The sequence below is a fragment of the Sphingomonas sp. CBMAI 2297 genome, from assembly GCF_029870595.1.
GTDB lineage: Bacteria > Pseudomonadota > Alphaproteobacteria > Sphingomonadales > Sphingomonadaceae > Sphingomonas.
Genome location: NZ_JAPDIR010000010.1, coordinates 16638 through 35107, shown reverse-complemented (window position 1 = coordinate 35107; position 18470 = coordinate 16638). Strand labels below are relative to the sequence as shown.

Below are 18470 nucleotides of genomic sequence, written 5' to 3'. Positions count from 1 at the left end.
AAGCGCGCTATCGCATGGCCGGAACCATGAGCAGGCGAGGGCGCGACGTGACGGTCACCATGTACGGCATCAAGAATTGCGACACGATCAAGAAGGCGCGCGCCTGGATGGACGAGCATGGCATCGCCTATGCCTTTCACGACTATAAGGCATCGGGGATCGACGCGGCCCGGCTCGCGCGCTGGAGCGGTATCGCCGGCTGGGAAGTGCTGCTCAACCGGGCGGGCACCACGTTCCGCAAGCTGCCCGATGCCGATCGCGAGGGCGTCGATGCCGGCAAGGCGGCGGCGCTGATGCTGGCCCAGCCCTCGATGATCAAGCGCCCCGTGCTCGAATATCCGGGCGGGATCCTGGTCGGCTTCAAGCCGGAGAACTACGCCCGGGCGCTGCTCTGACCGGCGCACGCGGGCCGCGCGCGTTCACGCCTCCCAGCTGAACACTTCCTCGAGCGGCTTGCCGAACACCTGGGCGATGCGGAACGCGGCTTCGAGCGACGGCGAATATTTGCCCTGCTCGATCGCCGCGATCGTCTGGCGCGTGAGGCCGATCTTCTCGCCCAGTTCGGCCTGGGTCATCTCTCCGGCGAGGAAGCGCAGGGTGCGCACCTGGTTGACGACGCGTCCCGGGGACATGGCTCAATACCCCCTGCGATAGCCGGCGATCTGCGCGGCATAATGGACGATCTCCGCGATCACGATCGCGCCCATGATGGCATAGGCCATGTCGATCCTGTCGAAGCCCAGATGCACGCTTCCCGCAACGCAGAACACCAGCGCGATCAGCACGGGATAGGCAAGGGCATAGGCGCGCCGGGAGATGTCGCGGTCACGCTCGTCGCTGCCGGCACTGGCATCGGCGGGAGCGAGCGCCGCGGTGACGATCGCCGCACCCGTGGCGAGGATCGTCTGGACGATCACCGCGGCAATGAAGCCGGTGAAATAGACGGCGCCGTGCAGCTTGCCGCCGGTCGCCAGCATGAAGCCGAAATAGCCGCCCCACACCAGCACGGTGGTGATCACCGAGATCCAGGCGATCTTTTCCTTGAATGGCATAATTCACCTCGAGTTCGAAATTAATACCTCAATGTTAGATATTATAGACATTGAGTCAAGTGATTCGAACTTTCACTTTTGCCATTGCCGCGCGGGCCGGGATGGGAGGGCGGCGACGGGAAATGAGGATGGCCGGGGGTGAAAAATCGCGAAGGGGGTGAGTGGGCGAGGCGGCTCGCCGGACGCCGTTACACTGGCGACCCTCGTCGCAACCCGCTAGACCCGCCGCCATGTCGCACGTCACCATGGATACGGCCACGAGCCGCGCAAACCCGACCCCCGCTCCGATGAAGCGGCTTACCGTCCCGGCGATTCGCGATCGCAAGGGCAAGGATCCGATCGTGATGCTCACTGCCTACACGACGCGGATGGCGCAGCTGCTCGACCCGCATTGCGATGTGCTGCTGGTGGGGGACAGCCTGGCCCAGGTGATCTACGGCCTGCCTTCCACCCTGCCGGTGACGCTGGAGATGATGATCGCGCATGGTGCCGCGGTGGTGCGCGGCAGCTGGCATTCGCTGGTCGTGGTCGATATGCCCTTCGGCAGCTATGAGCAGGGCCCGGAACAGGCCTTTGCCTCCGCCGCGCGCGTGCTCGCCGAGACCGGGGCGGCCGGCGTGAAGATGGAGGGCGGCGAGACGCTGGCCCCGACGGTCGAGTTCCTGACCAAGCGCGGCATTCCCGTGGTCGGCCATGTCGGCCTCACGCCCCAGGCGGTCAACGCGCTTGGCGGCTATGGCGCGCGCGGCCGGAGCAACGCGGAACATGCCCAGATCCTCGACGATGCGCGGGCGATCGCCGCGGCCGGTGCCTTCGGCCTGGTGGTGGAGGGCGTGGTCGAGACGCTGGCCCGGGAAATCACCGCGGCGGTCTCGTGCCCGGTGATCGGCATCGGCGCCTCGGCCGAGTGCGACGGCCAGGTGCTGGTGATCGACGACATGCTCGGCATGTTCGAGCGGACCGCCCGGTTCGTGAAGAAATATGACGATCTTGCCGGCCGTATTTCCGCCGCGGTTGAAACCTATGCCGCCGATGTTCGGTCGCGGGCCTTCCCGGGGCCCGATCAGGTCTATGCGCCGCGGGATTGACGGGCTACCGAGCGCTCTGGTGATTCCCGCACGGCACGATCAGGTTCGCGCCCGCAAGAGACGCATGGAGTAGATTTTGGCGCTTCCCCCCTCCGGCACGACAGACGAAGCCTTCCTGCGCGAAGTCGACGAGGAATATCGCCGTTCGCAGATGCTCGGCATCTGGCAGAAATATGGGCGGCTGATCATCGGCGCCGTCGTGGTCGCGTTCGCCGCGCTCGGCGGCTTCCTGTTCTGGCAGCATCAGACCGATTCCGCCGCGGGCGCCAAGGGCGAGCAATATGACGCGGCCCTGCGCAACATCGAGCAGAACCAGCTCGACAAGGCGAACCCCGAGCTCGCCAAGCTCGCGGCCAGCGGCACCAACGGCTATGCCGCGATGTCGTCGATCATCGAGGGCAACCTGCTGCTGCAGAAGAAGGACGCGAAGGGCGCCGCCGCCAAGTTCGCGGCGGTTGCCGGCAATGGCGGCTTCGCCAAGCCGTTCCGCGACTACGCGCTGCTGCGCCAGACCGCGGTGGAATATGACACGCTGAAGCCGGAAGTGGTGGTCTCGCGTCTCCAGGGTCTCGCCAAGCCGGCTTCGGCCTGGTTCGGCAGCGCCGGCGAAATGGTCGCGGCCGCGCAGATCAAGCTCGGCAAGCGCGCCGAGGCGGGCAAGCTCCTCCAGCAGATCGCCCAGGGCGGGGACAATGTGCCGGATACGACGCGGCAACGCGCGGTTCAGCTGGCGAGCGTATTGGGGATCGACGTCCTCGATCAGTCGAAGGAAAAGCAGGCTAAATGAACAATAAGCTGAGGGTGGCTGGGGCCCTTGCGGCACTCGCGCTGGTTAGCGGCTGCGGGGTAATCAAGGGGCAGGGCAAGAAGACGCCTGTGCTCGGCGAGCGCGTTCCCATCCTGATGTCCGAAAACGACATCACCAGCGACAAGTCGCTGGCGAATGTCGATGTGCTCGTGCCGGAAGCGACGGCGAACGAGGACTGGAACCAGCCGGGCGGCAATGCCGCCAAGTCGATGGGCCATCTCGCCTTGTCCGCCACGCCGTCGCAGGTGTGGAGCCAGCAGATCGCCAAGACCTCCAAGAAGGAGCGCCTCGCCGCTTCGCCGGTGGTCGCGGGCGGCAAGCTGTTCGTGATGGATACCGACGGCCAGGTCCATGCGCTGGACGCCGCCACCGGCGCCGAGCTGTGGCGCGCCGCGACGGTGAAGGCCGATGGCAACAAGACCGCGCGCTTCGGCGGCGGCGTCAGCGTCTCGGGCGAGCATGTCTTCGCCACCAACGGCCTGGGGGACGTGGTGGCGCTCAAGGTTGCCGATGGTAGCGAGCTGTGGCGCAAGCGCCCCGGCGGCCCGCTGCGCGGCGCGCCGACGCTCGCCAACGGCAATGCCTATGTCGTCACGCAGGACAACCAGCTCTTCGTGATGAAGCAGGAGAATGGCGACGTCAGCTGGACCGCTTCGGCCAGCCTCGAATCGCAGGGCGTGTTCGGCGTCGCGGCGCCCGCCTCGGCGCAGGGCACCGTGATCGCGGGCTTCTCGTCGGGCGAGCTCAACGCCTATCGCTACGAGAATGGCCGCTCGCTGTGGAGCGACGTGCTGTCGCGCAGCAGCATGACCACGTCGGTCTCCTCGCTGTCGGACATCGACGCCGAGCCGGTGATCGACCAGGGCCGCGTCTATGCCGTGGGGCAGGGCGGGCGCATGGTCGCGATGGACATCGCCACCGGCAACCGCATGTGGGAGCAGAACATCGCCGGCATCTCCACCCCCTGGGTGGCGGGCGAATGGCTGTTCGTGGTGACCGACGACGCCCGGCTGCTGTGCCTCTCGCGCACCAGCGGCAAGGTGCGCTGGATCGCGCCGCTCAAGCGCTACAAGAACGACAAGAAGCCCAAGGATCCGTGGAACTGGATCGGCCCCGTCCTGGCCGGCGGCAAGCTGATCCTGGGCAGCACGCGCGGCGAGCTGGTCTTCGTCTCGCCGGCCGACGGCAGCGTGAGCTCGACGATCGAGCTGAAGGCGCCGATCTCGCTCCAGCCGGTGGTGGCGAACCACATGCTCTACATCCTGGACGACAAGGGACGCCTGACCGCGTTCCGCTGATATCTGTCCCGGCCATGGCAGGCGGGCGGGGCCGCAAGGCCTCGCCCGTTGCTTTTTGCGTTCCGTGCCGTTTTGCTTGACCGAACACCCCGTCGATAAGAGTCTTCACGCCATGCCACTGCCCATCGTCGCCATCATCGGCCGGCCGAATGTCGGCAAATCGACGCTGTTCAACCGGCTGGTCGGCAAGAAGCTCGCGCTGGTCGATGATCAGCCGGGCGTGACCCGCGATCGCCGCGAGGGCGATGCGAACCTGCTCGGGCTCGAATTCCGCATCATCGACACGGCGGGCTATGAGGACGAGGACGCGGCGACGCTGCCCGGCCGGATGCGCCAGCAGACCGAGGCGGCGGTGCAGGAAGCCGATGTCGCGCTGTTCCTGGTCGATGCTCGTGCCGGCGTGACGCCGCTCGACGAGGAGATCGCCCGCTGGCTGCGCTCGACCGACCGGCCGATCATACTCGTCGCCAACAAGGCCGAGGGCCGCGCGGGCGAGACCGGCGTGATCGAGGCGATGGCGCTCGGCTTTGGCGATCCGGTGCAGCTCTCGGCCGAGCATGGCGAGGGCATGGGCGACCTGTTCGAGGCGCTGCTGCCGCATGTCGAGCGCGAGGAAGAGGAAGTCGAGGAAGAGGATCCCGACAACCCCAATGCCCCGCTCAAGCTGGCGATCGTCGGCCGGCCGAACGCGGGCAAGTCGACGCTGGTGAACCGTTTCCTTGGCGAGGACCGGATGATCACCGGGCCCGAGGCCGGGATCACGCGCGATTCGATCGCGATCGATTGGGAATGGGAGGATTTCGACGGCAATATGCGCCCGGTCCGCCTGATCGATACGGCGGGGCTGCGCAAGAAGGCGCGCGTCGAGGAGAAGCTGGAGAAGCTCTCCGTCGCCGACACGCTGCGTTCGATCGACTTCGCCGAAGTGGTGGTGCTGCTGCTCGACGCCACGCGCGGGCTCGAGGTCCAGGACCTCAAGATCGCCGATCGCGTGCTCCAGGAGGGGCGCGCGCTGATCATCGCGCTCAACAAATGGGACGTGGCCGAAAACGCCTCAAGCCTGTTCAACGGCGTGAAGGGCGCGCTGGACGAAGGGCTGGCGCAAGTGAAGGGCGTGCCGCTGCTGACGGTCTCCGCGGCGACGGGGAAGGGGCTCGACACGCTGATCGACGTTGCCTTCAAGACGCGCGAGGCCTGGTCGCGCCGCGTCTCCACCGGCCAGCTCAATCGCTGGTTCGAGCGCGCGATCGAGGCGAATCCGCCGCCCGCGCCCGGCGGCAAGCGAATCAAGCCGCGCTACGTCACCCAGAACAAGACGCGCCCGCCCAGCTTCGTGCTGTTCGGCACCCGCGTCGACCTGCTGCCGATGAGCTATCAGCGCTATCTGATCAACGGCCTGCGCCGCGAATTCGATTTCGGCGCGGTGCCGGTGCGGCTGACGCTGCGCGCGCCGAAGAATCCGTTCGATCGCGATAAGGAATGAGAATCCAATCGCTTCCGTAACGATCCTGACCCCAAATCAACCCTGTGTTTACACACGGGCGATACCTTTCGGAACGCTCTGGAGGGTGCGGAGTAGGGGAAAGAAGCGATGACCGGCAACGAGCAGCTGGTGAACTGGGACAGTTTTGCGCAGGCGCGGGCCGAGCTCGGCGCCAATTTCGTGCGCATTCTCGGCTATTTTCGCGAAGACGGCGTCAAGTCCGTTGCGCGAATCGAGGAAGCCATGCGTGCGAACAATGCCGCGTCGATGGTGATTCCCGCGCATACGCTGAAGGGCGAATCGCGCCAGTTCGGCGCCGATCCGCTGGCGGACCTGGCCGAGACGATCGAAATGAGCGCGCGCCTGTGCATCGAGCGGCAGGACACGCCGACCGATGTGCTCGAACATGTCGTGCAGCTGCGCCCGCTCTTCGAGGCGACGCTGGCGCTGCTCGAGCGCGAATCCAACCCGCTGGTGGAGCGCCGCCCGGTGTTCGGCCGGCGCTCGCTCGCGGGCTGACGGCCGGGGCCTGGGTTGAGAACCCAGGCAAGTCTTTGAGAATATTTCCGTCATCCCCGCCTGCGCCGGGATGACCAGGGAAGCAAGGCCCTGGTCCGGCTTTGATCCTAGCTCGCCTCGGCCGCCTCGCTGTTGAGCTGGATATAGTTTTCCAGCCCCATGCGGGCGATCATGTCGAACTGCTTCTCCAGCGTATCGACATGCTCTTCCTCGCTTTCGAGGATATGGGCGAACAGATCGCGCGACACATAGTCGCGCACGCTCTCGCAATGCTGGATCGCGTCGCGCAGCAGCGGGATCGCCTCCATCTCCACCGCCAGATCGGCCTTGAGGATCTCCTCCACCGTCTCGCCGATGCGCAGGCGGCCGAGCAGCTGGAAATTGGGCAGGCCGTCGAGGAACAGGATGCGCTCCGCCAGCTTGTCGGCGTGCTTCATCTCGTCGATCGATTCGTGGCGCTCGAGCTCGGCCAGCTTGGTGACGCCCCAATTGTCGAGGAGCCGGTAGTGCAGCCAATATTGGTTGATCGCGGTGAGCTCGTTCTTGAGCGCCTCGTTGAGAAAATCGAGGACCTTGGGGTCGCCCTTCATTGCCGCCACCTGTGCTTGTAATTGGATTTCGGGCGGCAGAATAGGCGCGGAACGCCGAGTTGGACAGTCAGAAAATGGCGGATTTCTGGGGTTTTTGGCTGTTGCGAACGTTACGCAGCAGCACGTTCCTGGGCGATGATCTCACGTGCGAACGGCACGCATTGCCCGCACTTGGCCTGGCATCCGAGCGCCCGATATGCCTGGCAGGCACTGGTAGCGCCTTCGCGCGCGGCCTCGCGCACGTCACGTTCCCGAAGAGCATTGCAAACGCAAACGACCATCAGACCCTCACAACTCTCGCGGAAAGAGGTAGGGCTATTGACACTGATTCGCAAGACTATTGCGAGGCACTCGCATTACTATCCGGCGCGGGTCCCTGGATCGGCTGGAAGCTCCCGCGCGCCAGGCTGCGCCACAGCCATTCGAACGGGCCGAATCGGAAATGGTCGAGCCAGGCCCTGGACCAGAGCAGGATCAGCGCCCAGATCGCGAAGACCACCAGATAGAGCTGCCAGCGCGTCAGCTGCCCGTACCAGCCCAGGCCATAGCCATAGAAGAGCGTGGTGCAGATCAGGCTGGTGGCGAGATAGTTGGTGAAGGCCATGCGCCCTGCCGCGGCGAGGCGGGCGGTCAGCGCGCCGCCCGGGCGGGCGAGGAGCAGGATCAGGCAGATCCATCCCGCGATCATCGGCGGGCGGACTAGCGCGGTCAGGGGCAGCATCGCCGCGACCACGCGCATGTCGAAGCCGGAACGCCATTGCCACCATGCCAGGGCGGCATAGGCGGGCAGGCCGATGCCCCAGCAGACGATCAGCCAGCGGCGATAGCGCGCCCGCGTCCAGGCGCCGCGCAGCATGCCGCTGCGCAGCGCCGCCATGCCGAACAGCATATAGCCGAGCGTTTCCGGCCCGAAGAAGACGAACAGCGCGAACAGGGCGCCCCCGTCCTCGCGCACCCGATCGGCGAGGATCGCGCCATAGCCGCCCCGGTGCAGGGCGAGATCGCGGGCGATGTCGGCAGGGGCGGGAACGCCGAAGGCCTGGGCATAGTGGCGGAGCTCGGCGCCATGGGGGGCGCTCGCCTGCAGCTGGACGATGCCCAGCGGAATGGTCGCGAACAGGACCGCGCCGACCAGGGCGAGCATGGTGCCGAGCACGAGCAGGCGCGGCACGGGCAGGCCGCGCATCGCATAGGCGATCATGCCGATCATCGCGTAGTGGGCGAGGATGTCGCCGTGCCAGACCAGGAAGAGATGGGCGATGCCGAAGACGAGCAGCCAGGCCATGCGCCGGTAATGCGCGCCGGCGGGGCTGCGCCCGCCTGCCTCGGCCCGCTCGATCACCAGCAGCATCGACGCGCCGAACAGGAAGGAGAAGAGCCCGCGCATCCGCCCGTCGAACAGGACGAAGTTGATCGCCCAGGCCGCCAGGTCGGCGCCGTGCCAGCCGCCATAGGCGCGCGGGTTCACATAAGCGGCCTCGGGCATGGCGAAGGAAAGGATGTTGAGCAGCAATATGCCCAGCACCGCCACGCCGCGGACCATATCGAGGGAAGCGAGCCGGGCGCCCGCGGCGGGAGGGGACATTCAGCGCCGCGCGGCGACCAGTGCGATCGGGATGCCGACCAGCACGATGTGGCAGAAGAGCTGGGTCGCGACCGTCCGCGGGTCGAGATGCGGGAAGATGCCGGGCCAGCGCAGCGGCAGCACGATCAGGTTCATCACCGCCCAGCTGGCGACGCCATAGCCGATGCCCGCGGCCAGGCGCCGTGCCTTGAGCAGGGGCAGCCGGTCGGCGGCGAGGACGAACAGCGCCGCCATCACCGCCATGATGGCAAAATGCACCGCCAGCCCCAGCGCCGCGCCGGCCGTGCCCCAGCCGCTCGCGCCGGGAAAGGGGCCGCTGGCGACGCCGCGCAGCATGCCGTCGGGCGTCCGCCCGGCCTGGAGCGCGAGGATCGCCGCCGCGGCGATGTCGAGCGTGCCGGCGACCAGCGTCGCCACCAGGATCCGGCGTCCGGCATCGGCCATGTCTCGTCTCCTCCCGCGCTCCCGGCCCGACGCTACAGCCAGGAGCTGATCTCCTCCAGCGGCTTCTTCCGGCTGCCCGCCACCGGGATCGTCGCGCCGGCCGCCGGATGGCCGGCCACGATCAGCATCAGCGCCTTCTCGCTGTCCGGCCGGCGGCAGACGCGGTTGAGGAAGCGCATCGGCCTGGGGGTGTGGACCAGGGTGGCGACGCCGGCGGCGTGCAGCGTGGCGAGCAGGATGCCGGTGGCGATGCCGACGCTTTCGGTGACGTAATAGTTGCGCGGCACGGCTTCCTCATCGGCCAGGCGCCGGGCGAAGACCGCGATCAGCCAGGGCGCCGCCTCGAGAAAGGGCTTGTCGGCCCCGGTGCCGAGCGGGCGCACCGCGTCGAGCCAGGATCCCGGCGCGCGATTGCCATAGAACTGGCGCTCCTCCTCCTCGGCGGCGACGCGGATCGTCGCCTTGGCCTCCGCCCCCTCGATCGCGCAGAAATGCCAGGGCTGGCGGTTGGCGCCGCTCGGCGCCGAGCCGGCGGCCCGCAGCGCCGCCTCGATCACCTCGCGGGGAACGGGCCGCTCGTCAAAGGCGCGGCAGCTGCGGCGGAGGGCGATTTCCGCAAGGAACGCCCGGGCCCGCGCGATCCGTACGTCGTCGCTCAGTTCCGGATAGGGCTGCCACGGCAGCGCTTCGTGCTCGGCCATGGACGCTCCCCCTGATTCGACGATGCCACCGGTGTCTCGGGCCGGGCAATCCGGTTTTCCCCGTAGCGCTCAGCGATTTTCCCGGCGGATCACCAGCTTCAGGCCCGACCAGACCGCATCGACCGCGCAGACCTTGATATCGACCAGTCCCATGGGCAGCGCGACCGCGCGGATCACGTCCTCGGTAATGTCGGTCTCCACCCGGGCGGCTTTCTTGGGCCAGGAGACCCAGATGAAGCCGTTCCGGTCGATCAGGGCGAGCAGCGCCTCCAATTCCCGCTCGAGCCGCGCCCGCTCGGTGACGAAGACATGCGCCGCCTGCAGCCCGGCACAGGCGGCTGCATATTCCTCGATCCCCAGCCCGGCGGGATCGATCTCGGCGCGCACGCTGCCCGGCATGTCGCGGAACCAGCAGCGCATGCCGGGCTTGAGCCCCAGTTTCTTCGCCAGCGGCGTGCCGGAATAGCCAACGGTCATCATGACCTCCCTCATTGCCGGCCCGGCATGCACCTACTTCATGCCAGGGCCGCGTCTTCCCCCATCAGTTCCGGGAAGAACGCTTCGTGCGCCGCCTTGAGATCGGCCAGGCTCACGCAGAAATCGCCCTCTTCCAGCTCGAAGATGATCCGGTCCTTGATCGTGCGGCCGATCGGATCGGCGACCAGCCCGGCCTTGTCCGCCGCGACGAGGAAGTCGGCAAGGCAGGTGTCGCAGATCGTGACGACATACAGGCCCTGGTCCTCACCGAAGAACGAGCCGGCGATGCCGAAGGGCTGGGGCTGGTCGATGATCGCGCCGATGCCGGAGGCCATCGCCATCTCGGCGATCGCGACCGCCAGGCCGCCGTCCGACACGTCATGGCAGGCGGTGATCGCGCCGGTGCAGATGCCCGAGCGGATAAAGGCGCCGGTGCGGCGCTCCATCATCAGATCGACCTCGGGGGCCGGCCCCTCCTCGCGGCCGTGCAGCTCGCGCAGCCACAGCGACTGGCCGAGATGGCCCGAACGCTCGCCCACGGCGAGGATGATGTCGCCGGTGCCCTTGAAGGCGATGGTCGCGCTCTTCGAATAATCCTTGAGCAGGCCGATCGCGCCGATCGCCGGGGTCGGCAGGATCGCCGAGCCGCCGCCGGTCGCCTTGCTCTCATTGTAGAGCGAGACGTTGCCCGAGACGATCGGGAAGTCGAGCGCGCGGCACGCCTCCGACATGCCTTCGAGGCAGCCGACGATCTGGCCCATGATCTCCGGGCGCTGCGGATTGGCGAAGTTGAGGCAGTTGGTCACCGCCAGCGGCGTCGCGCCGACGGCGGAGAGGTTGCGCCATGCCTCGGCGATCGCCTGCTTGCCGCCCTCCACCGGGTCGGCGAAGCAATAGCGCGGGGTGCAGTCGGTGGTGATCGCCAGGCCCTTGCCCGAGCCATGGACGCGGACCACCGCCGCATCGCCGCCCGGCCGCTGCGTGGTGTCAGCGCCGACCATGTGGTCGTACTGCTCCCAGATCCAGCGGCGGCTGGCCAGGTCGGGCGTGCCGACCAGCTTGAGCAGGTCGGCGGCCGGATCCACGCTTTCGGGAACATCGGTCAGCGCGGCCGGCTTCGGCGTCGGCACGTGCGGACGGTCGTAGAGCGGGGCTTCGTCGGCGAGCGGGGCGAGCGGAATGTCGGCGACGACATCGCCCTGCCACTTCAGCACCATGCGGCCGGTGTCCGTCACATGGCCGATCACGGCGAAATCGAGCTCCCACTTGCGGAAGATCGCTTCGGCAAAGGCTTCGCGGCCGGGCTTGAGCACCATGAGCATGCGCTCCTGGCTCTCCGACAGCATCATCTCGTACGGCGTCATGCCGGTCTCGCGCTGGGGCACGTCGTCCATGATCAGCTCGATGCCGACGCCGCCCTTGCTCGCCATCTCGACCGAGGAGGAAGTGAGGCCGGCTGCGCCCATGTCCTGGATCGCGACGATCGCATCCGAGGACATCAGCTCGAGGCACGCCTCGATCAGCAGCTTCTCGGTGAAGGGATCGCCGACCTGGACGGTGGGGCGCTTCTCCTCGCTGTCCTCGCCGAAATCGGCCGAGGCCATGGTTGCGCCGTGAATGCCGTCGCGGCCGGTCTTGCTGCCCACATAGACGATCGGATTGCCGACGCCCGAGGCGGCCGAATAGAAGATCTTGTCGGTATCGGCGATGCCGACGGTCATCGCATTGACCAGGATGTTGCCGTCATAGGCCTTGTGGAAATTGACCTCGCCGCCGACGGTGGGAACGCCCACGCAATTGCCATAGCCGCCGATGCCATGGACCACGCCGGCGATGAGGTGCTTCATCTTGGGGTGATCGGGCCGGCCGAAGCGCAGCGCGTTCATGTTGGCGATCGGGCGCGCGCCCATGGTGAACACGTCGCGCAGGATGCCGCCCACGCCGGTCGCCGCGCCCTGATAGGGCTCGATGTAGGACGGGTGGTTGTGGCTCTCCATCTTGAAGATCGCGGCCTGGCCGTCGCCGATATCGACCACGCCGGCATTCTCGCCCGGGCCGCAGATCACCTGGGGCCCCTCGGTCGGCAGCTTCTTCAGATGGATGCGGCTGGACTTGTAGCTGCAATGCTCGGACCACATCACCGAGAAGATGCCGAGCTCGGTCAGGTTGGGCTCGCGGCCCATCGCCTTCAGGACGCGCTCATATTCCTCGGGGGTGAAGCCGTGCTCGGCGACGATCTCGGACGTGATCTGGGTCATGGGCGCAGCCCATAGCGAGGGCATGTGCCCGCGTCACCCCCGGGCGGGGAAGGTGCGAAAATCTTGACTCTCTTGACGCGCCCGGGTGCGCGAACGGCGCGGAAGGTCGCAAAGGCCCCGACGTCATCGCGCGCGGCGGCTCTCCGGTGCGCCCGTGGCGCGCGAGGAGCGGGGAAGGGGCGGGGCGTTCGCATCGCGGCCGAGCCAAGCGGATGGAATCCTACATTAAAAGACCGAATCGTCGGAATATGCGGGGGTTGGAGATTAACCATTGGAGGCGTAGCAAGGCGAACGGAGTGGAGCCTTGGGTGTAGCGTGACGAATCACTGGATAGATCGCGTGGCGGCGCCGCCGCCCGGGCGCGTGCCGATGGGCTGGGCGAACGCGCTGCACGTCGTGCCGGACGGTGCGCCCGCCGTGCTCGCGCCGATGCCCGCCGCCTGGGAATGCGACCTTTCCGACGATTCGCTGCGCTGGACGCCCGGAGTGTTCGCGATCTTCGGCCTGCCGCCCGATCGCCCGGTGCGGCGCGAAGAGGTGGTCGCCATGTACAGCCCGGAATCGCGGGCGGAGCTGGCCAGGCTACGGTCGGAGGCGATCGCCAATTGCGGCAGCTTCACCTTCGAGGCGGAGATCCGCCGGCCGGACGGCGAGATGCGCTGGATGCGCGTGACCGCCGATGTCGAGGTGCGCGACGGCCGCGCGGCCTATCTCTATGGCCTGAAGCAGGACATCACCCATCTGCGACGGGGCTAGCCAGTCCTCCCGGGAGGGGGAGCTCGCCTAGGGCAAAATCCGATCAACTCTTTGATTTAATTAACTATTTCTGTGACTCCTTTCGTCATCCCCGCCCTTGCGGGGATGACGGTACAGGCTGGATAGCGGCGCGAGTGGACAGGATCCTGACCCTAAGCCAGCGGCAGGAACATCTCCGTCACCGCCTCGCCGGCCGGCACGTCCGGGAAGAAGCGCAGGCGCTGGACGAACATCGGGAAGTCGCGCGGCTCCTCGCCGCTGCGGGGCAGCCAGTCGGCATAGAGGAAATGGGCTGGCGCGCGCAGATCGTCGCCCGGGCCGGTGATCCGCATCATCGCGCAGCGGCCGGCGGGGACCAAGCCCTCGATCACCCCGGCATGATTGGGTGCGACGCGCGGAGCGGCGCAGGCGATGTCGAGGCGATATTCCGCGGGCGGCACGCTGTCCGGATCATTGTGGAGGATGTTGAAGGTGGCGCTCCTTGCCGGCGGCAGCGCGTTGGCGCGGCGCCAGTCGATGAAGCGGCGGATCGTGTCGCCGATCGCTCCCGGATCGCCGCGATGCTCGATCAGCGCCACCGCCGTGGCGGGGAAATCGACGATGGCCACATCGGCATCGGTATAGGTCGGTGTCATGTGCTGGCTCCTTGCCTGTGCGAGCGGCGCGAGGGCCGCGTTCCAGGGAGCCCATTCCGGCCGGGCGCGGAATTCGCTCGGGCTCTGTCCGGTCCGCTTCCGGAACGCGCGCGCAAAGGCCTCCGGCCCGCCGAACCCCGAATCGAGCGCGATGTCGAGCACCGGGTCGGTTCGATAGGCGAGGGCGAGCGAGGCCCGCTTGATGCGGGCGAGCTGGACGTAGCGGTGGACGCTGATCCCGAAGAGTTCGGCGAACTGGCGATGGAAATGGAAGGGCGAGAAGGCCGCGACGGCCGCCAGCGTCTCGGTGCCGAGATCCGCATCGAGATGCGCGTCGACATGATCGAGCACGCGGCGCATGCGGGCGAGATAGCGCTGGCGGGCGTCGGGCTTCACGGTTCCTGGTCTCCCTGGCGCCGCTGTGCCGCAGGCCGGGCGAGTCGCGCCTGACCGATCCTGCGGAACTGGTTGGGCCCCAAGCACTCCCATTCTTCTTTCGTCACTCCGGCCTTGCGCCGGAGCCCCGCCGCCTTGCTCACGAAAGGAGAAGCGGGACCCCGGCTCAAGGCCGGGGTGACGAAGGAAGAATATGAGTCCTCAACCTAGGCCGCCGAGGCGACCGGCAGCGAGGACGTCACCACGCGATCCTTGCCGGCATGTTTCGCCGCATAGAGGAGATCGTCGGCAAGGCGCAGCGCGTCGGCGTGATCGCCTGCGACCGGCGCGACGCCGGCCGAGAAGCTGATCCTGCCGATCGGCAGGTCCGTGGTCTGGTCGCGCAGCAGCCGCTCGCGCAGCCGGGTACGGCAGCCGTCGAGCATGTCGGCGGCCTCCTCCGCATCGGCCCCCTCGAACAGGCAGACGAACTCCTCGCCGCCATAGCGCGCGACCGTCACCCGGCGGCCCAGGTCCTCGCGCAGGAAGCGCGCGACGAAGCGAAGCACCCGGTCGCCGGTATGGTGGCCATGCCGGTCGTTGATCGCCTTGAAATTGTCGATGTCGCACAGCGCCAGGGCGAAGGGCGCGGCATCGGGCCGCGCCAGCATCTCCTCCATCCGCGCGAAGAAGCCGCGGCGATTGGGCAGGCCGGTGAGATGGTCCTCCTCCGCCTCGCGCACCGCGCGCTCGAGATCGGCGCGCAGGCGCCGCGTGTCCTCGCGCGTGCGCTCGAGCCGGCCGCCGATCCTGCGAGTCGTCTCAGCCACTTCGAGCGTGACTTCGAGCAGCCGGCGATAGGCCTCGCCCGGCTCGCTGCCCATCTGGTCCGCCGCCTCGCCGAGCGCGGTGGAATAGGCGCTGGTCGAGGCGGTGGCGTCACCCACCGCGGCGAGGCAGTCGGCGACCTTGCTCTCCAGCTCGCGGGTGAGCTTGTCGAGCTTGTCGGGCGTCTCGCTCGCCGCGCAGCGCTCGACGATCCGCTCGACGTCGCGGTCGGTCAGCTTGCCCTTGGCGTTGAGCAGTTCCTGCGCGGCGCGCACCAGCGGCGCCTCCAGGCCGTCGAGGAAACGGCCGGCGAAATCGAAATTGGTCGTGCTGGGCTCCAGGCCGTGCTGGAACAGGAAGGCGCCGATCTGCTCGTAGCGCAGCCGGTGGAGCGCGGTCCGGTCGGGCGCGGCCCAGGGATCCTCGCCTTCGCCGCGGCGGAACCAGGAGACGAGCCGATCGAGCGGCGAGTGGAGGGAGACGGGCGCGTTCATGCGCGGGCCCCGCCGGTCCATGCGGCGATCCGCGCGGCGTTCCTGCCCGCGCGATGCCCATCGATGCTTGGCCTTGTTCGCATTTCCCGCCCCCGTTCTCGACGGAATCGTTACGGGAACGATCGTAATATTCGCGTTAATCCGGAGTGGAATTCGCCAAAACGGGTAATATGGGTGGTGGCGGGTTGGGGACTTACGCCCTCCATCGCCATCCCGGCGCAGGCGGGGATCCAGGGCCAGGAGCAAGAGGCGCGAGGCCCGCTTTGCCGTTTCCGGCAAGCCTGCGCGTGATTGCATCGATTGTCCCGAACTACCCTGGATCCCCGCCCGCGCGGGGATGACGGATATGGCCTCAGATGCCTTGGGTCTTCGCCCTACAGGATCTCGCGCACCCGCTCCGGCGGGCGGCCCAGGCGAACGCCCTTGTCGGTGGCCACCAGCGGCCGCTCGATCAGGATCGGATTGGCCGCCATCGCATCGAGGATCGCGTCGTCGTCCGCGCCCTTCAGCGGCCTGGCGGCGTCCTCGGCGATGCGCAGGCCCTCGCGCGCGGTCATGCCGGCGCGCCGGTACAGGTCCTGCAGCGTCTCGCGGCTCGGCGGGGTCTTGAGATATTCGACCACCTCGACCGCGAGGCCCGGCGTTCCGTTCAGGATCGCCAGCGCCTCGCGCGACTTGGAGCAGCGGGGATTGTGATAGATGGTGGCCTTCACGATTGCGCGTCGTCCTGCCGGGCCAGCCATTCCTCCAGCCACTTGATCGTATATTCGCCCTTCTGGAATTCGGGGTCGTCGAGCAGCGCCTGGTGGAGCGGGATGGTGGTCTTCATCCCGTCGATCACGAACTCCTCCAGCGCCCGGCGCAGGCGGCGCAGCGCGCCCTGGCGAGTGGTACCGTAGACGATCAGCTTGGCGATCATCGAGTCGTAATAGGGCGGCACCTTGTAGCCGGCATAGAGGCCCGAATCGACGCGGACGTTCATGCCGCCCGGCGCGTGATAGCCCTTCACCAGGCCCGGCGAGGGCGCGAAGGTGCGCGGATCCTCGGCGTTGATGCGGCACTCGATCGCATGGCCGCGGAAGACCACGTCCTCCTGGCGCAGCGTCAGGCCGTGCCCTTCGGCGACGCGGATCTGTTCGCGGACCAGGTCGAGGCCGGTGATCGCCTCGGTCACCGGATGCTCCACCTGCAGGCGGGTGTTCATCTCGATGAAGTAGAACTCGCCGTCTTCCCACAGGAACTCGATGGTGCCGGCGCCGCGATAGCCCATATCGGCCATCGCCCTGGCGCAGATCCCGCCGATGCGCTCGCGCTCCTCGGCCGAGAGCACGGGCGAGGGAGCTTCCTCGAGCACTTTCTGGTGGCGGCGCTGGAGCGAGCAGTCGCGCTCGCCCAGATGGATGGCGTTGCCATTGCCGTCGCCGAACACCTGCACCTCGATATGGCGCGGGTTGCCGAGATATTTCTCCAGATAGACGGTGGCGTCGCCGAAGGCGGCCTTCGCCTCGCTGCCCGCCTGGAGCATCTGCGCCTCGAGATCGGCGGGGTTGGTCACGACCTTCATGCCGCGCCCGCCGCCGCCCGAGGCGGCCTTGATGATCACCGGATAGCCCGCCGCCTCGGCGATGCGCTTGGCTTCCTCGACATCGCTGATCGCGCCGTCCGAACCGGGGACGAGCGGCAGGCCGAGCGCGCCGGCGGTGCGCTTCGCCTCGATCTTGTCGCCCATCGTGCGGATGTGCTCGGGCTTGGGCCCGACGAAGATGATGCCGTGCGCCTCGACGATCTCGGCGAACTTGGCGTTCTCCGAAAGGAAGCCATAGCCCGGATGGATCGCGTCGGCGCCCGAGATCTCGGCGGCGGCGATGATCCGGTCGATCTTCAGATAGCTCTCCGCTGCGGCCGGCGGGCCGATGCAGATCGCCTCGTCGGCCAGGCGGACGTGCATCGCGTCCGAATCGGCGGTGGAGTGCACCGCGACGGTCTTGATGCCCATCTCGTGGCAGGCACGATGGATGCGCAGCGCGATCTCGCCGCGATTGGCGATCAGGAGCTTCTTAATTTCAGGCATGGTGCCGCGTTACTCGACGACGACGAGGGGCTGGTCGAACTCGACCGGCTGGCCGTTGTCGACCAGGATCGCCTTGACCGTGCCGGCCGAGGTGGCGTGGATCGGGTTCATCACCTTCATCGCCTCGATGATCAGCAGCGTGTCGCCGGCCTTCACCGCCTGGCCGATCGCGACGAAGTTCGCCGCTTCCGGATTCGGCGCCAGATAGGCGGTGCCGACCATCGGCGACTTGACTGCGTTCAGCGCGGCGACGGGCGCGGCCTCGACGGCGGCGGCGACCGGCGCGGCGGCGGCCGGAGCGGCTACCGGAGCGGCCATCGGCGCCTGCATGATGGCGGGCGCGGCCTGCACGGTGCGCGCGACGCGGACCTTGCGATCGCCGTCCTCGACTTCGATCTCGGTGAGATTGGTGTCGTCCAGCACGGCGGCGAGCTGCCGCACCAGGTCGATGTCGACCTGCATTGCGCCCGTCTTGTCGTTCTTTTCTGCCATTTGATCTCGTCTTCCGATGAAACGGCGCCCTTTGTCAGAGGAGCGCGGCGGCTTCAAGCGCAAGCATGTAGGACAGCGCCCCGAAACCGGCGATGGTTCCCCTGGCGGCCATGCCGACATAGCTGTGGTGGCGATACTCCTCCCGCGCGACCGGGTTGGAGATATGTACTTCGAGCACCGGCGTCCGGATCGAGCGGATCGCGTCGTAGAGCGCGAGGCTGGTATGGGTGAACGCGCCCGCGTTGAGCAGCACGGCCCTGGCGCCGCGGGCCTGGGCCTCGTGGAGCCAGTCGATCAGATGGCCCTCGTGATTCGACTGGCGCAGGTCGATCTCCAGCCCCAGTTCCTTCGCCCGGTCTTCCAAGCGGCCCGCGATGTCGTCGAGCGTGTCCGAACCGTAGATCTCCGGCTCGCGCAGTCCCAGCAGGTTGAGGTTGGGACCGTTGAGGACGTAGATCATGTCGGCCAAGGCCAAGCCTTTCGGTTGCGGGCGCGGGAGCGGCTTCCCTATATGAG

General features: G+C 67.6%; 22 protein-coding genes. 7 read left to right on the top strand and 15 right to left on the bottom strand.

From position 1 onward, the window contains the following. The first annotated feature begins 47 nt into the window (after window positions 1-47). A complete protein-coding gene (locus OMP43_RS14670) occupies window positions 48-395 on the top strand; it encodes an ArsC family reductase (protein WP_280280414.1) in 348 nt (115 codons plus the stop codon). A 24-nt stretch (window positions 396-419) separates the two neighbouring features. Here the strand turns inward: OMP43_RS14670 and OMP43_RS14665 are convergent, their stop codons facing one another. Then, the gene (locus tag OMP43_RS14665; RefSeq protein ID WP_280280278.1) at window positions 420-632 is read right to left on the bottom strand and encodes a helix-turn-helix transcriptional regulator; all 213 of its coding nucleotides are present in this window, start codon (window positions 630-632) and stop codon (window positions 420-422) included. Window positions 633-635: 3 nt separating this feature from the next. Beyond that, complete coding sequence (locus OMP43_RS14660) at window positions 636-1052, bottom strand: hypothetical protein (protein WP_280280277.1); 417 nt, start codon at window positions 1050-1052, stop codon at window positions 636-638. Between the two features lie 230 nt (window positions 1053-1282). On the opposite strand from OMP43_RS14660, the gene panB reads away from it, so the two are divergent. The 5 genes from panB to OMP43_RS14635 all read left to right on the top strand — a co-directional run bounded on the left by panB (window position 1283) and on the right by OMP43_RS14635 (window position 6248). Next, window positions 1283-2140 carry a 3-methyl-2-oxobutanoate hydroxymethyltransferase gene (gene panB, locus OMP43_RS14655; RefSeq protein ID WP_280280276.1) on the top strand — a complete coding sequence of 286 codons (858 nt, stop codon included), beginning with the start codon at window positions 1283-1285 and terminating at the stop codon, window positions 2138-2140. A gap of 76 nt (window positions 2141-2216) precedes the next feature. Next, window positions 2217-2927, top strand: a complete 711-nt coding sequence (locus tag OMP43_RS14650) for a tetratricopeptide repeat protein (protein ID WP_280280275.1) — start codon at window positions 2217-2219, stop codon at window positions 2925-2927. Continuing rightward, window positions 2924-4246: a PQQ-binding-like beta-propeller repeat protein gene (locus tag OMP43_RS14645; protein ID WP_280280274.1), complete on the top strand. Its 1323-nt coding sequence runs from the start codon at window positions 2924-2926 to the stop codon at window positions 4244-4246. Before OMP43_RS14650 ends, OMP43_RS14645 begins: the two co-directional genes overlap by 4 nt. A gap of 112 nt (window positions 4247-4358) precedes the next feature. Continuing rightward, a complete protein-coding gene (gene der, locus OMP43_RS14640) occupies window positions 4359-5729 on the top strand; it encodes a ribosome biogenesis GTPase Der (RefSeq protein ID WP_280280273.1) in 1371 nt (456 codons plus the stop codon). 108 nt (window positions 5730-5837) lie between these two features. Next, window positions 5838-6248 (top strand): Hpt domain-containing protein, encoded by a 411-nt coding sequence (locus OMP43_RS14635; RefSeq protein ID WP_086128690.1) that lies wholly within the window; start codon window positions 5838-5840, stop codon window positions 6246-6248. 107 nt (window positions 6249-6355) lie between these two features. Here OMP43_RS14635 and bfr read toward each other — a convergent pair whose 3' ends face one another. The 7 genes from bfr to purL all read right to left on the bottom strand — a co-directional run bounded on the left by bfr (window position 6356) and on the right by purL (window position 12303). Then, the gene (bfr, locus tag OMP43_RS14630; RefSeq protein ID WP_280280272.1) at window positions 6356-6838 is read right to left on the bottom strand and encodes a bacterioferritin; all 483 of its coding nucleotides are present in this window, start codon (window positions 6836-6838) and stop codon (window positions 6356-6358) included. Window positions 6839-6948: 110 nt separating this feature from the next. Beyond that, the gene (locus tag OMP43_RS14625) at window positions 6949-7119 is read right to left on the bottom strand and encodes a (2Fe-2S)-binding protein (protein WP_086128692.1); all 171 of its coding nucleotides are present in this window, start codon (window positions 7117-7119) and stop codon (window positions 6949-6951) included. Window positions 7120-7175: 56 nt separating this feature from the next. Next, the gene (locus OMP43_RS14620; protein ID WP_280280271.1) at window positions 7176-8423 is read right to left on the bottom strand and encodes a DUF418 domain-containing protein; all 1248 of its coding nucleotides are present in this window, start codon (window positions 8421-8423) and stop codon (window positions 7176-7178) included. Next, on the bottom strand, window positions 8424-8867 hold the full coding sequence (locus OMP43_RS14615) for a hypothetical protein (RefSeq protein ID WP_280280270.1): 444 nt from the start codon (window positions 8865-8867) through the stop codon (window positions 8424-8426). A 32-nt stretch (window positions 8868-8899) separates the two neighbouring features. Continuing rightward, window positions 8900-9568 (bottom strand): nitroreductase family protein, encoded by a 669-nt coding sequence (locus OMP43_RS14610; protein WP_280280269.1) that lies wholly within the window; start codon window positions 9566-9568, stop codon window positions 8900-8902. A 69-nt stretch (window positions 9569-9637) separates the two neighbouring features. Further along, complete coding sequence (locus OMP43_RS14605; RefSeq protein ID WP_280280268.1) at window positions 9638-10045, bottom strand: hypothetical protein; 408 nt, start codon at window positions 10043-10045, stop codon at window positions 9638-9640. Between the two features lie 38 nt (window positions 10046-10083). Then, window positions 10084-12303, bottom strand: a complete 2220-nt coding sequence (gene purL / locus OMP43_RS14600; protein ID WP_280280267.1) for a phosphoribosylformylglycinamidine synthase subunit PurL — start codon at window positions 12301-12303, stop codon at window positions 10084-10086. Between the two features lie 339 nt (window positions 12304-12642). Here purL and OMP43_RS14595 point away from each other — a divergent pair, with 339 nt between their 5' ends. Beyond that, window positions 12643-13059, top strand: coding sequence for a PAS domain-containing protein (locus tag OMP43_RS14595; protein ID WP_280280266.1), 417 nt, complete (start codon window positions 12643-12645; stop codon window positions 13057-13059). Between the two features lie 152 nt (window positions 13060-13211). Here OMP43_RS14595 and OMP43_RS14590 read toward each other — a convergent pair whose 3' ends face one another. The 6 genes from OMP43_RS14590 to aroQ form a co-directional block, all read right to left on the bottom strand. Next, the gene (locus tag OMP43_RS14590; RefSeq protein WP_280280265.1) at window positions 13212-14090 is read right to left on the bottom strand and encodes an AraC family transcriptional regulator; all 879 of its coding nucleotides are present in this window, start codon (window positions 14088-14090) and stop codon (window positions 13212-13214) included. Between the two features lie 206 nt (window positions 14091-14296). Then, window positions 14297-15391 (bottom strand): GGDEF domain-containing protein, encoded by a 1095-nt coding sequence (locus OMP43_RS14585; RefSeq protein ID WP_280280264.1) that lies wholly within the window; start codon window positions 15389-15391, stop codon window positions 14297-14299. A 374-nt stretch (window positions 15392-15765) separates the two neighbouring features. Further along, complete coding sequence (gene arsC, locus OMP43_RS14580; protein WP_280280263.1) at window positions 15766-16104, bottom strand: arsenate reductase (glutaredoxin); 339 nt, start codon at window positions 16102-16104, stop codon at window positions 15766-15768. Next, entirely contained in the window at window positions 16101-17462 is a 1362-nt protein-coding gene (gene accC, locus OMP43_RS14575; protein ID WP_280280262.1) for an acetyl-CoA carboxylase biotin carboxylase subunit, read from the bottom strand. Before accC ends, arsC begins: the two co-directional genes overlap by 4 nt. Window positions 17463-17471: 9 nt before the next feature. Further along, the gene (gene accB / locus OMP43_RS14570; RefSeq protein ID WP_280280261.1) at window positions 17472-17954 is read right to left on the bottom strand and encodes an acetyl-CoA carboxylase biotin carboxyl carrier protein; all 483 of its coding nucleotides are present in this window, start codon (window positions 17952-17954) and stop codon (window positions 17472-17474) included. Between the two features lie 34 nt (window positions 17955-17988). Continuing rightward, a complete protein-coding gene (gene aroQ, locus OMP43_RS14565) occupies window positions 17989-18423 on the bottom strand; it encodes a type II 3-dehydroquinate dehydratase (protein WP_280280260.1) in 435 nt (144 codons plus the stop codon). Window positions 18424-18470: the final 47 nt, after the last annotated feature.